This is a genomic window from Paenibacillus aceti (assembly GCF_003614185.1).
GTDB classification, from domain to species: Bacteria; Bacillota; Bacilli; order Paenibacillales; family Paenibacillaceae; genus Fontibacillus; species Fontibacillus aceti.
This window is the reverse complement of sequence record NZ_KZ987724.1, coordinates 563139-576412: the sequence shown is the minus strand read 5'-3', so window position 1 is coordinate 576412 and position 13274 is coordinate 563139. Positions and strand designations below refer to the sequence as shown.

The 13274-nt window shown below is 44.7% G+C and carries 9 protein-coding genes; 2 read left to right on the top strand and 7 right to left on the bottom strand.

All coding sequences use genetic code 11. From position 1 onward, the window contains the following. Nucleotides 1-98: 98 nt before the first annotated feature. The 6 genes from BFJ94_RS02645 to BFJ94_RS02620 form a co-directional block, all read right to left on the bottom strand. Nucleotides 99-1259 carry a GntR family transcriptional regulator gene (locus BFJ94_RS02645; protein ID WP_120460940.1) on the bottom strand — a complete coding sequence of 387 codons (1161 nt, stop codon included), beginning with the start codon at nt 1257-1259 and terminating at the stop codon, nt 99-101. Nucleotides 1260-1551: 292 nt separating this feature from the next. Next, nucleotides 1552-2265, bottom strand: a complete 714-nt coding sequence (locus BFJ94_RS02640) for an NAD(P)/FAD-dependent oxidoreductase (RefSeq protein ID WP_120460938.1) — start codon at nt 2263-2265, stop codon at nt 1552-1554. Nucleotides 2266-2590: 325 nt separating this feature from the next. Beyond that, nucleotides 2591-4849 (bottom strand): glycoside hydrolase family 31 protein, encoded by a 2259-nt coding sequence (locus tag BFJ94_RS02635; RefSeq protein ID WP_120460936.1) that lies wholly within the window; start codon nt 4847-4849, stop codon nt 2591-2593. Nucleotides 4850-4878: 29 nt separating this feature from the next. Next, nucleotides 4879-6216: an ABC transporter substrate-binding protein gene (locus tag BFJ94_RS02630; protein WP_120460935.1), complete on the bottom strand. Its 1338-nt coding sequence runs from the start codon at nt 6214-6216 to the stop codon at nt 4879-4881. Between the two features lie 73 nt (nt 6217-6289). After that, on the bottom strand, nt 6290-7120 hold the full coding sequence (locus BFJ94_RS02625; RefSeq protein WP_120460933.1) for a carbohydrate ABC transporter permease: 831 nt from the start codon (nt 7118-7120) through the stop codon (nt 6290-6292). Between the two features lie 13 nt (nt 7121-7133). Then, entirely contained in the window at nt 7134-8024 is an 891-nt protein-coding gene (locus BFJ94_RS02620) for a carbohydrate ABC transporter permease (protein ID WP_120460931.1), read from the bottom strand. A 179-nt stretch (nt 8025-8203) separates the two neighbouring features. Between BFJ94_RS02620 and BFJ94_RS02615 the strand changes: the two genes are divergently transcribed. Beyond that, nucleotides 8204-10033 (top strand): sensor histidine kinase, encoded by a 1830-nt coding sequence (locus BFJ94_RS02615; protein WP_240431890.1) that lies wholly within the window; start codon nt 8204-8206, stop codon nt 10031-10033. Beyond that, the gene (locus BFJ94_RS02610) at nt 10026-11630 is read left to right on the top strand and encodes a helix-turn-helix domain-containing protein (RefSeq protein ID WP_120460929.1); all 1605 of its coding nucleotides are present in this window, start codon (nt 10026-10028) and stop codon (nt 11628-11630) included. The genes BFJ94_RS02615 and BFJ94_RS02610 overlap by 8 nt, the downstream gene beginning before the upstream one ends. Nucleotides 11631-12206: 576 nt before the next feature. Here BFJ94_RS02610 and desA read toward each other — a convergent pair. Further along, the gene (desA, locus tag BFJ94_RS02605) at nt 12207-13205 is read right to left on the bottom strand and encodes a Delta(5) desaturase DesA (RefSeq protein WP_120465058.1); all 999 of its coding nucleotides are present in this window, start codon (nt 13203-13205) and stop codon (nt 12207-12209) included. Nucleotides 13206-13274 lie beyond the last annotated feature (69 nt).

Below are 13274 nucleotides of genomic sequence, written 5' to 3'. Positions count from 1 at the left end.
TTGAACATATTGATATAATATTTAAAGAGATTTCTGTTCAAAATCTAAAAAAAGATGCCATTCATATCGAATAGCATCTTAATTAGGTTCAGTTTTAGTTACCGTTTGTTTACAGGCCCTGTAGAGGAGCCTTCAATCAGCTCAGTTTCCAGTAGAATTTTGCTTGGCACGCTTTCTCCGCTTATTAGCTTGAGGACATTTTCAAAAGCCAGCCTTCCCATTTCCTCTTGATTTTGACGCATATGAGTAAAGAGAAAGCCTCCGGCATAATCCGGACTATCAAAACATACGATCGACAGATCTTCCGGAATACGCAATCCCAATTCACGCGCAGCCTCATAGGCCAGTTGAGCAATATTGTGCTCCATCGCGAACAATGCAGTGATCTCGGGATGCACCTGAAGATGAACTTTGATGTTTTCCTTCTCCTTCTCCTTATTTTTGGAGACAAATGCGGTCGGCAGGGTGGCTGTGATATGATCCATCCAAAGACTCTGATCCACGACGATGCCTCTTTCGGCATGAGCCTGGATGAACCCTTCGATCCGCTCTTCAATGGCTGATGTGTCCTGCGGCGGGGTTGTCATCAATGCAATATGCGTATGCCCCAATTCAAAAAGATAGTGTACCATATGCTTCGCTGCCGCAATATTGTCCGAACTGATCGAGCTGGCTGAGACACCTTTGAGATGGCGATCTAGCAATACAAAAGGATATTGACTGATAACAAGCTTCAGAATCTCGGCATTAAAATACTCCCCCTGGGCCGGAAAAATAATCATCCCGTCGACTCCAAGCTCCAAGAAGTCTTGAATGGCCTCCTGCTCTTTCTCTGGCTCTCCAAGAGATCTTCTAAGAATTAAGTAGCTGCCATGCTGCCGGGATGCTTCCTCCATTCCATATATAAGTCCTGTGCCGTAGCTGTCGCCGAAGTCAGTCATGACAACTCCTATTATAAGTTTTTCATTATCGCGTCGCGACTTAACGCCAACTGCCGCTGCATTGCCCTTCGATATAATCTCCGGATCAAGCTGTTCGGAAACAAAAGAGCCTCGCCCCGGTTTCCTGACGATATATCCTTCTTGAGTCAGCATATCAAGCGCCTTTTTACTTGTTATACGACTGACATTATAGGCCTCGCCCAGCTCCTTCTCGGAAGGAATCCGTTCGCCTAATTCATATTTATGAGATATGATCTGATCTCGCAGCGCTTCGAATATTTGCTCGTACATCGGTTTTGAGGATGATTCATGCGACATGGTAAGACCCCTCCACAAGAAAATATCTACCCTGTCGGATAGATAATACTCAATAATATAGATATTATGTATAACCTTATATAATAATATAACATGTTATATCTACTTTAGCAATGAACAATAGATGCATGCAATACACATAAAAAAAGCCCCTGACTCGCCACTAGGACAATTACAGGAGCAGCTTGCTTATCGTGATGAGGAAATTCCTGCATATTTGCAGGCTTTCTGTATATGGCCATTAGTGCCGCTTCAATTAGCTCTGTTCTTTCCTTTTTCCTCATCATGCGGTCTATCTGTTTTCGCCCCTATCCAACCACTTGTTTCTGGACCGCATCAAAGCGTTCCATGCGGACCTGAGCTCTATCAACAAGCTTCCATTGACCTTAAAATCGAGTCCAAGCTGAAGAACACCGGGCAGCAGTGACTTCAAGAGACAACGCGAAAGATTGAACAGGCGGCAATAGGCGGGCGGAAGGATCTCGTCCACTTCCAGTGTAAACAGCTCCTCCATATCCAACCGTTCAATCTTTACACTGTCAATTCGATCATCATTCCCATATATCTCCTTGATCCGGGAGGAAGTCATGACAGCTACGGCCTGCCTCTGAAGCTGAACGACGTTTCCTTCGTGAGCCCGGAACTGTTCCACGTTTATGGGCCTATAATGCAGATGACGGCCTTCATACTGTGCTGCGCCTGGTACTTCCAGCTTGTTGGCCACAAGCGTGCCGAATCCAATCGTGAGTAAAATCGAACGCGTCAAATGCTTTTCCCCGGTGTTGCTTGTCAAACGAAATGTTCCGTCCTCCAAACGCTCCATTTTTTCAATCAACTGCGAATATACTAGCGTCGGCTCGAAGATGCGCGCCTGCTTCTCCAGCTGCTTCGTCAAGTCTCCGGCCGTAATCGCAGCGATTCCTCCAACGTCGTACAGAAACTTCTCCGAATAATACGGTAGTTTTCCACCCAGAAACGGAGCCGCCTCGATAATTTTTATTTTCATATCCCTCATGCAGCATAAAACGCTGAAAAGAGTCCTATCGGCCCGCCGCCGATAAGAGTGGACGCTTTTAGGTCTACTTCTATTAACTTGTACTTTCACACCAGGTTCGACTGTATATAATGCCCCGGTTTACAGCCGATATAGGAAAATAAACCCTTTTGGCTTCCGTCCTGTTCGGAACTAATAATACCTTCATCATTCATAGTTATTTTTAATGAATTTCATATAAATCCCAATAGAACGCCGATCCATCACGTTGACGAATCTATGGAGGTCTAGCAAAGCGACTCCGGACAAATATGTCCGAAGTCGCTTGGTTTGTGCTTTAAGAGTTGACCCTTCGATCCTCTAACTCTACTAACTTCCTCGTAATTGGATGATAAAAAACGCCTGAACAAGTAGCTCCATCAGCGCTATAAGCCACCGCCTCTACTTCCTCCCAATTTACAAAATCAAGAGAAACAGCAGGCTCTACCTGCGGAATGATTGCACCGCTGCGCACCAACACGATAATCGGGATATCACCTGCTGTAATAGTTACCCAGCCACCGCCTTCATAGACTTCACCTGTTTGGTAGTCGATCCACTTGCCCTTCGGCAAATAAACGTGGCGCTCAGAGGTCTCCTCCAACATAGGAGCAACAAGCAGGTCTGAGCCGAATAAATACTGATCATCAACCATCCAGCATGCCGGGTCCTGCGGATATTCTATGAACATCGCTCTCATCATCGGCAATCCTGCTTCGGATGACAAATAAGACTGCGTATAAATATAGGGCATCAGTCTATATTTCATTTGTACCGCGGCTCGGAAATCCTTCAAGAACTGCTCACTGTAAGCCCATGGCTCCTTGGGCGGAGCTCCGTGCGCACGGCTGTGTGAGGAGAGCATACCGAATGGAAGCCAGCGACGGTATAGAGACTCGGGGCTCTTCTTCACGAATCCGCCAATATCATGACTCCAATAGGTAAAGCCGCTAAGCCCCATCGATAAGCCGGCACGCAAGCTGGCATGCATCGCGGAATCCGTGTTCTCAGCATCGCCACCCCAATGAAGCGGATAACGCTGGCTTCCCGCCCAGGCGCTGCGGGCAAAAATAATCGTATCGCCTGTTACCTTTTGCGTTACTTCTGCAACCGTCTTGTTATAGCGAAGCGGATAGAGATTATGCTCCAGTCGTCCGCTTCTGCCGGAATGATAACGTCCATAGATCGGCGCGCTTTCGCCAAAGTCTGCTTTGATCGCTGCAACGCCCATATCCAGCAAACCTTCAATTTTCTCTTGATACCATGCAACCGCCTCTGGATTACTAAAGTCCAGAATAGCATCGCCTGTCGGCAAATTGCCTTCATGATCTGTAATGACCAGGCCCTTCTCAATCAGTTCCTCAAAAAACGGATTATGCGGGGTAAAATAAGGAATTTGCCATAAACTGATCCGAAAACCGTCCTTGCGCAAATCGTGAATCATCTGCTGCGGATCATCGAAGCGGGTGGATGAAAACTGATAGTCGCAACGCCAATCTTGCTCAAACCAACCGGTATCCAAATGAATAACGTCACAGGGAATATCATACTCTCTAAGCTTAGCAGCCACTTCTCTAGCCTGTGCTTCAGAATTATACGTAATCCGACTCATCCAAAGCCCGAAAGACCATAGCGGAGGAAGCGGGCTTCTACCCGTTATCGCTGTATAGGATAACAGGAGTTGCTTAGGCTCTCCAAAAAAGAAAAACAAATCAATGCTGTCATCATCCACATAAAGAGTATTGGCAGCATCGTAATCCTGACCAATATCTAACGTCATCGGAGCACTGGAATGAATAAACATGCCATAGCCTTTATTGCTCATGAAAAACGGAATCGGCTTATACATATCAGGCGACTGCGCGCTCAGCGGGTCCCGGGTAAACAAACGGATACGTTGCCCTCGTTTATTCAATGCCGTAAAGGACTCGCCTGTGCCATATATTTTCTCTCCAGGAGACAAGGTAAAGGATGCCGCCATGCGATGTGACATGTCGGAAATAGAACGCGCATAGGAAAACGGAATAGGGTACGTATTGTTTAAGGACGGCTTATCTTCGTGATGATACGTTTGGGTCAGCACTCTACCTTTACTGTCTCTAAAGATCAAACGGAATGGAGCAAGCTCCAGTTCAACGGAGCCGCATTCATTACTCCAGCGATAACCCTTCTCCATTTTTTCTTCACGCCAAGACTCATCTATGCCAATCTCTCCATCAAGCATAACCGATGGAACTGCAGCGGCCGTTCTTAGGCGTGTCTGAATTTGTATCCGCACGGCATCCTGCGCTACAAAGGACAGCTTAAAGGGCATTTCCGGCGACTGCTCATAATCAGGAGGAAACTCCCACATCGCCGTTGGCTCGAAAAAGTAATCTATTTTATTAAACGCCATTCTTGGCTTGCGGCTGGCGCGCACCCATTTCAGTATGCCCTGCTGCTCGAGAGGAGCAAACGAAGTGACTTCATGTCCATGAAAATACTGGCTTTCCAGCGTCCTGAACGATTCGCCGACATCGATTGATCCGTTCAAGCGATCGGAATGAATTTTTGTCATTTTCCATGCCTCCCACTGCAAAGCAATCATTATTGTCTATCATCAATCAGTTTCTGAATTTTCTCATTCATATTTTTCATCGTTGTATCCAAATCCTGATTAGAGAGCATCATGCGGTCGAACTCTTCAATGAAGATTTTCTCAACTTCAGGCTGATAAGAGACTGGCACATTTATTTTTGGTGTAATGGAATTGTTCAGCACATAAAGAAGAGATTCTTTATCCACATGCTCAGGCGTTTGGGTATTGGAAATGATTTTATCTACTACCTGCTCAAGGTCTGCACCTTTCCAGGATGGCAAATACTGCCCTTGCATCGTTAACCACTCTGTGGTAAACCAGCGGACGAATGTGTAGGCTTCTTCTTTATGCTTCGATCTACCGTATATCGTCAAAATATCTGCGCTTATCGGTCCAACCATCGGATCTTCTTTATTCATTTTAGGATAAGGAGCGAACGCGGTCTTAAAGTTAGCGGGAACGGTTTCCGTACCGCCAACGTCAACTAATATATAAGATCCCGTAATGAGCATGCTTGCATCTTGATTCAAATATTGCGGACGATAGTTCAGCTTTTGGCTGATCACTTCTGCATAGGGAGTTGACGATTTATCTTTCTCAGATTGCAAGCGCAGCTCAAGTGATTTTTTCAGTGCCGGATTTAGAATATTAGCTGTCTTATGATCATCCATAACAAGCCCTGTATTTTCCATCTGACCGTTTAGCGCCAGCGACGCATAGTTCGCCCAAGTGTGGAAATAGTTCCCGTACCTCGTTTTACCGTTTTCTGTTTTTGTCATCGCTTTCGCATATTCCAAGTACTCGTCCCAAGTCCAATCCTTAGGAACTTCAAGACCAGCTTCTTTCAAATGATCCTCATTAATAATAACCAAATTCGTCGTCATCGTTCCTGGAAGCCCGTAGTACTTGTTGTTTACTTTCAAATCAACTTTATATTCGTCTTCATAAGCAACGCCTTCTTTGGCCATGTAGTCATCAAGCGGTTCGAACATATCAAGTGCAATTCTAGGTACGAGCTGATTCGTTCCGGGCACCATGATAACATCCATCTCTTCACCGGAGGCCGCGGCTAAATCAACTCTTTTCATAGCCTCCAGCGAGTTATTGTCGCCCGGCGATACGAAATCAATTTTAATATTTGGATGAGAGCTTTCAAATTCTTTGATCATAACGTCAAACCCCGCATCGAGACTGTTCCAAGTATTAAACTTCAAGGTTACAACTTCGTTTTTACTTGTTCCTTCGGCTTTTTCATTCTCTTGGTTTCCCCCTGACGTGGAACAAGCAGAAAGCAACAAAGTCGATGCTAGCAGTCCTGCCATCGATTTTGCCCAAAAATGTTTCATAATAATACCCTCCCTTTTTTGTGAAGAAACGGAATGCTATATCGGAACCGCTATTGCGGATTTCGAACGGGGATTAACCTTTCACACTGCCTGAAGCTACACCTGCAATGACATATTTTTGCCCAAAAATAAAGATCAGCAGCAAGGGAAATATTGCAATAACCGTACCTGCCATCATAAGTGAGTAAAACTCGCCATGCATATCCGAGAACTTCCTGATGCCAAGCTGAATCGTATAAAGGTTCTCTGATCGCAGGAAAACTAGAGGGCCTTGATAATCGTTCCATGTCCAAATGAAACGCAAAATCATATACGTTGCCAGTCCTGGCATCACGAGTGGAATCGCTATTTTACAGAAAATCGACCAATGATTCGCTCCGTCCATTCTCGCCGACTCGATAATTTCATTGTTAATGCCCATAAAGAACTGGCGCAGCATAAACGTTCCAAGCACACCTGAAGCGCCAAGCAGCATAAGCCCTATATGACTGTCAAACAGTCCAAACCAGCGGTAAATAATAAACTGCGGAACCAGCACCGCTTGCGAGGGAATCATAAATGTCGCTAAAACGACGAGAAACAGGAAGTCGCGCCCTTTAAAAGCAATTTTCGAAAAACCATAAGCAGCCATGGACGATATGGTCAGCGAAAAGGCTGTCGTAGCTAATGTCACCTTAATGCTGTTCCAATAATAAAGTCCGAAGGGTACCGTACCAAACATCACTTCTCTATAATTTTCAATGGCTCGCCAGGTTTCCGGAATCCACTGAATCGGATATTTCATAACATCAAGCTCAGGCTTGAAAGATGCGGAGAGCATCCACAAAAACGGCATAATAAAGAAGATACCTGCGAATGCCATCAGAACCGTGACCAATACACGGTTAACACGAATCGGTTGCATGCTTGATCACTCCTTAATAGTTGACCCATTTTTTCTGTCCAAACCATTGAACAACCGTAACGATTATCAGAGAGAACAGTAATACAATTCCAATTGCAGATGCGTACCCTGAGCGCAAATTAACAAAGGCAACCTCATACAAATAATGCACGATCACTGAAGTAGAGCCTGCCGGTCCCCCCTCGGTCAACACCATGACCAGATCAAACACTTTGAAGGAGCCGATGACTCCTGTAATCAGCAAGAAAAAGATAGTTGGCGACAGCATCGGAATCGTAATATTCATAAACTGTCTGAATTTCGAAGCCCCATCCATATCGGCGGCCTCATACAAATCCTTCGGAATCCCTTGTAAGCCGGCAATAAATAAGATCATATTGAATCCAAGGCCTGTCCACACCATAATAATCATCACAGCGATCAGTGCATACTTTGGATCTGCAAGCCATAGCGGCGGATTGGCAATTCCAATGGATTTTAGAAAACCGTTAATCGGTCCGCTTGTCGGATGATACAGCACTCTCCACAATAATGAGACGGCTACAAAGCTAGATATAAACGGCATGAAATAGATAACCTTAAAGAACGATTTGAAATACGTCATGCGATCAATCAAGACAGCCAACACAAGCGCAATAATCATACTGAATGGGACCGTTAATATCATCGTCAGATTATTTGTCATCGCCCGCCAAAAATGCTCATCCTTGAATAATTCCTCATAATTGCCAAAACCAATAAAATGGATATTCCCCAGCCCTGTGATGAAATTCCAATCCGTAAAACTAATTATGCCCGACAGAAAAATCGGTATGATCGTCAACAGCATGGTCGTCAGCAACATCGGCAAAACAAACAGGTATCCAGCTATACTATTATAGAAAGACTGCTTGCGTTGCTTCATCTCTATCACCTCTCGCTTACTTCACTATAAGCCCATTATAGAAGCATTGTTTGTTCATTACATGAAACGATTTTTTCTATTCTGAAAAAAATATGCTAACTTGCGTAATTCCCAATATCATATTCGACAAAATTCTTTTCGTTCATATATAATCGTAAATAAAGGAGGTATGAAAGCGTTTGCGTAATTTTCAAAGTAAATTGTCACTTCGCAAAAAACTGATTATGACTTCCATTTTGTGTTTAATGCTTCCGACGATCCTCATGCTAAACATCACCAATGTTTACTCCCAATGGATTATTCGTGAGCATTCTCAAGAAAGCGCAACCCAATCGCTTGCTATCATTCAGTCTCAAATCAGAGCGATTTTGGAAGAGATGATCTCTGTATCAAACTTCATTCAATTTGATGCGGAAATTAAAACCTTACTTGATCTAGCCAAAGATGATCCGACTGCAGCGAAACGTCTAACGACCCGATTGGAACAAATTGCTGGAGAGAAAAGCGACCTGAAGATTACTCTGCTGCTACAGGATGGAAGGGCTTATTCCGATTATTCATTTTACGATTTTCAGCCTAAGCTGTTTTTTGAAAAGCAATGGTTTTCCGAGATGTCTGAGCTCTCTCCGTTCGAAACCTTGTTTCTTGGAGCAGAGCAGAACTACTTGCCTCCGCAATCTGCCGATCAGCAATATGTCATCATCACGGCACGCGCAATAATGGAGGATGTGTCACGTTCACCCTATGCCTACCTCATCGTTAGCCGCACCGAAAATACGATTCGCGAGCTGTTCGCTGATTTTAAAGAGGATATTTATTTGCTTGACGGTCAAAATCGTATTTTATCAAATTGTAAAGACGAGCTGATTGGACAAAACTTTGATTCTATCTTGGATACAAAAGCGTTGGAATCGCCAAGTATTATTCATGCTAATGGAGAGAATCAGCTCTACATCTCGATGCCTGTTCGATTTTCCGACTGGCGCCTAGTGAGTGTAGCCCGCTATGAACAATTAACTGAAAAGCTGAACGGCATTTCCCGGAGCGGCATCTTAGTTCAAATCTTGTTGGCGGTCAGCTTTCTGATCGCACTCACCTATTTGTTACAGCGCTTTACCAAGCCCGTAAAAGTACTCGGCCAAGTAGCAAAGAAGGTAGAAGGCGGCAATCTCACAATCCGTTCCAATATCCGCGGCGGTGATGAGGTTGGCAGTCTCGGTCGTTCCTTTGATAAGATGCTGGATCAAATTCAGCGCACTTTGGATCAGGTCCAGATCGAGCAAGAGCTGAAACGGCGCGCAGAGCTATCGCTTCTGCAAGCGCAGATCCATCCGCATTTTTTGTTCAATGTGCTGAGTTCTATTCGCATGCAGCTGTTGATCAAGCAGGATGAGGAGAACGCCGAACTGATTGGTTCGCTATCCTCATTGTTGCGGGCCACGATTTCCAAAAAGGATGAGTTTATTACGCTCTATGCCGAGCTGGAAACGGTAAAAGATTATGTTGAGTTAATGAATTTCACAATGAGGCACCCGATCGAAGTCAAGATAGATGTAAATGAGGAGCTATGGCTTGAAATGATACCCCGCTTTATTTTTCAGCCTATTATCGCAAATGCCTATAAACATTCGTTTGGCAGCAAGGGCGGGATCATCGTTATTCGCGTTGAGCAAGTCAAGCCAATAGCACATATGGAAAACATGAATTGTAGTAAAAAAAACAAGGTCATGTTAAAAATAGAAATCGAAGATAATGGCCGAGGTATGAAGGCAGCGGATTTAGAGGCCTTGCAACAGCGCCTCGAACTACAAACCTGGGAAATTATTAACGTCTCTCTTGCAGACGATCAACAGCAATCCGCTGGCATCGGCTTGTCCAATGTTTATGATCGATTGAAGCTGATTTTTGGCGAGCAGTTTGAAATGACTATTCGCAGTCAGGATCAGCGAGGAACCTGCGTCACATTAATGCTGCCGCTCCAGACCGAGAAGGAGGACTACCATGTATAAAGTAATTATTTCCGATGATCATATGCCCATGCTTAACTATCTCTCAGCCAATATCCCTTGGCAAAGCCTTGGACTTGAACTGGTTGCAACTTGCGCTGATGGTGAGGAAGCGTTGGAAGCCTGCGCTAGGCATCGGCCCGACATATTAATTACCGATATTGGTATGCCTATCATGAACGGTCTGGAGGTCATTCAACTCGCCTGTGCAGCGAACCCCCGATTAAAAACAATTATCCTGTCTTGCCATGAGGATTTCCAATATGCTCAGCGTGCCGTACAACTGGAGGTCAGTGATTATGTACTGAAAGAAAGCTTGCGGATTGAGCAGATTACGGAGATACTAAAAAAACTTCGTGGGAAGCTGGATGCTGAACGCGCATCGCAGCGTGAACATCAACAACTGCAGGATGTCGTCAAGTCCAACGGCTCAGCCATCCGTGCCACTTTCCTGCGTTCATTAATTGAGCAGCCTATCTGGAATCTGACCGAGTGGGAGGAAAAAGCGGAGTCGATCGGTATTCATTTTGAGCAAAAAATGCCCTACTTGCCGGTTATATCGATTCTTGAGCATCCGCATGAATTAGAGGAGCGTTTTGGCGGAAAGCATAATATGCGGTTTGTGCTCCTTAATGGACTCGATGAACTGATTACAATCGACGGTTGTGTACTTCTCTCCTTCGATGAACGCTCTTCACTGATAATGTTTCCTTTTCCAAAGACGATTTCTCGCAATCTGTATGAAGAGATCCAACTGCTGCTTAAGCAAATCCAAAATAAAATGATCCAGTATCTGAAAACCGGCATTTCCTTCTATCTGGGAGGGGTTTGCTTAAACTTGACTGAGTTGAAGACCGAAGCGCAGCGAATTTTGGACTTAGGCTCCTTTCGGTTTTATGCTGGAGAGAATTGTCTCGTCAAATGGCAAGCTATAGAAACAACAAAAGATGATATTTTCGTTCACTATGCCAACATATTACAAAGCATTCGAAATTGTATCGTCGGCAAAGACAAGCAACTGGCTGCCACAACGATCCACCACTGGATCGTCCACATCAATCACTTGAAGTATCCTATGGAGGCTGTGCAAGGCCTGGTATTAAAGCTAGTTACAGAAATCGAGCTTAAATATACCGTGATGCAAAGCTTTGTTACTAATTTCAACGTCGAGCAATTTCACCGTATCATTTATGCCATAGAAACGCTGGATCATTTGGAACGGTGGCTTACGCAGTATTTGGAGCAAAAAATTACGTCTCTTGGGGCAATTAAGGATGTCTCACTTCGCAAGGAGGTTGCCGAGGCCAAACGCTACGTGATAATGAATCCAGGCAAAAAAATAAGCATGGAGGAAATGGCACAGCGGATCAATTTGAATTCCAGCCATTTTAGCCGAATGTTCAAGGATGAAACCGGGGAAAACTTCATCTCTTTTGTAACCAGGGTCAAAATGGAACGAGCGCAAGAACTGTTAGATCAATCCGATCTCACTGTTCATGAAATAGCAGAGCAGCTTGGCTATGAGCATACAAGCTATTTCATCAAGCTATTTCGCAACTATTCCGGCCATTCGCCGAACGAGCAGCGCAGAAGATTGTGATGCGCCGCTCTTTTTTTGCTAAGGGGATGGCCTTCCTCATACCCCCCAGCGCGGTGTGATGTTGCATGATCTCTTCCAATTAATTTTCAAGCAAGGTGCTTGGGTGTTTTAATAGTGATCCTGAGCCATGTGAGACGTTATTGGACCAAAAATGAGAGACATTAGTTGTTCCACCCCGAATAACGTCCCTCATTTCCGTTAGAATTTGTTATCTGCTAATTTCAGCCATATAGCGAACCACATTTCCGTTAGCACTCCGAACTTCACTCTTATGCTCAGTTTTTAACACTTTGGCTTTGCACCTAATTCCTACTCTATCCTCTGAACCTAGCTTCTGTACGCTAGCTCCCACCCTAATCTCTGCATACCAGCTTCTAAAAATTTGAACATATAGCTTGTATAGTCCTACAATTCATAAAACCACATTATAAAGAGGTATGTTGTTTATGACTAAGTCGGATAATGAAGAAAATAATAAAACACAGGAAGAAATATCTTCCTTTAACTCCGTAACCGATCACTATAGAAACATTATGGGTGTACCAACCCAAAAGATTGATATGGAAAAAATGCCGCTTATCCTTCGCTATTCAGACCCCGAAACCCCACAAATCGTTTGCTGTTCTCGTCCCACAGTCGGTATCGAAGCGCCTGCAGGCTCAAACGAATTCCAATAGCAGGAACGTCATGCATGGCTGCGTTGCTATCGTGTATTAGCTGCAAGTTATAGTTTGACACCTGAGGATCCAGATGATGAATATGGTGGAAGCCGATATTCCCCGTTATCCATTGCAGGATTTTGGGCAGCTTGTAGTAGGAGCTGCCTTTCATAGCCGCGCTGACGAAATCCCACTCTTCTGCACGCTCATAATAGGTACCCTCAAATTGATGCTGCACGTAGAAGAGCCATATGCCCGCAACGCCAGACAAGTAGAGAATCGTTCCCTCCACTAGTAGGACCTCCTTCCAGCCTAGCAACCAACAGAGCAGTCCCATCAAGCCTGCTAACGCTGCGTTCGTTAGGTACGTGTTCATGCGCTCTTTGCGTCTGGCATTCTTCCGGTTCAAGCGGTATACATACAAGAAGATAAATACCGGTCCGAGTCCGAACATGACAAATGGGTTGCGGTATAGACGGTATCCCAGACGCTTCCATGAGGAAAGTGCCGCGTATTCCTTCGTAGTCAGCGTCCAAATGTCACCTGTGCCTCTACGTCCTAAATTGCCGCTAGTCGCATGATGAATGGAGTGCTCATTTTTCCATTGCTCATAAGGGAAGAGAGTGAGTATCCCCGTTATCGTTCCGATGATCGTGTTCGCCCTCTTCCCAGCGAAGAACGACAGATGGCAGCAATCATGGAATATAATGAAGATTCGGATCATGAATCCGGCTGCTGGAATGGCAAGTAACAGGGTGATCCATATTGAGATAGACAGCATTTCATAGGCAAGCCCCCACAGCAAGAGGAAGGGAACGATGCTATTAACCAACTGCCAGACGCTCTTCCGCAAATCCGATTTACCGTGAAGAGCCATGTCCTTCTTCCAGCGGTTGTATTCTTGAAGTGATTTCATAGCAATCCCCTTTTCTTGGAAGTCACTTGCAGCCATGAATTCCTGGAATTTACCAGACATGAAGAAAAA

Coding starts and splice junctions, on each gene's coding strand:
- BFJ94_RS02630 (WP_120460935.1), bottom strand. CDS start 6,216: ATGAAACATTTTTGGGCAAAATCGATGGCAGGACTGCTAGCATCGACT.
- BFJ94_RS02640 (WP_120460938.1), bottom strand. CDS start 2,265: ATGAAAATAAAAATTATCGAGGCGGCTCCGTTTCTGGGTGGAAAACTA.
- BFJ94_RS02620 (WP_120460931.1), bottom strand. CDS start 8,024: ATGAAGCAACGCAAGCAGTCTTTCTATAATAGTATAGCTGGATACCTG.
- BFJ94_RS02645 (WP_120460940.1), bottom strand. CDS start 1,259: ATGTCGCATGAATCATCCTCAAAACCGATGTACGAGCAAATATTCGAA.
- BFJ94_RS02635 (WP_120460936.1), bottom strand. CDS start 4,849: ATGACAAAAATTCATTCCGATCGCTTGAACGGATCAATCGATGTCGGC.
- BFJ94_RS02625 (WP_120460933.1), bottom strand. CDS start 7,120: ATGCAACCGATTCGTGTTAACCGTGTATTGGTCACGGTTCTGATGGCA.
- desA (WP_120465058.1), bottom strand. CDS start 13,205: ATGAAATCACTTCAAGAATACAACCGCTGGAAGAAGGACATGGCTCTT.
- BFJ94_RS02610 (WP_120460929.1), top strand. CDS start 10,026: ATGTATAAAGTAATTATTTCCGATGATCATATGCCCATGCTTAACTAT.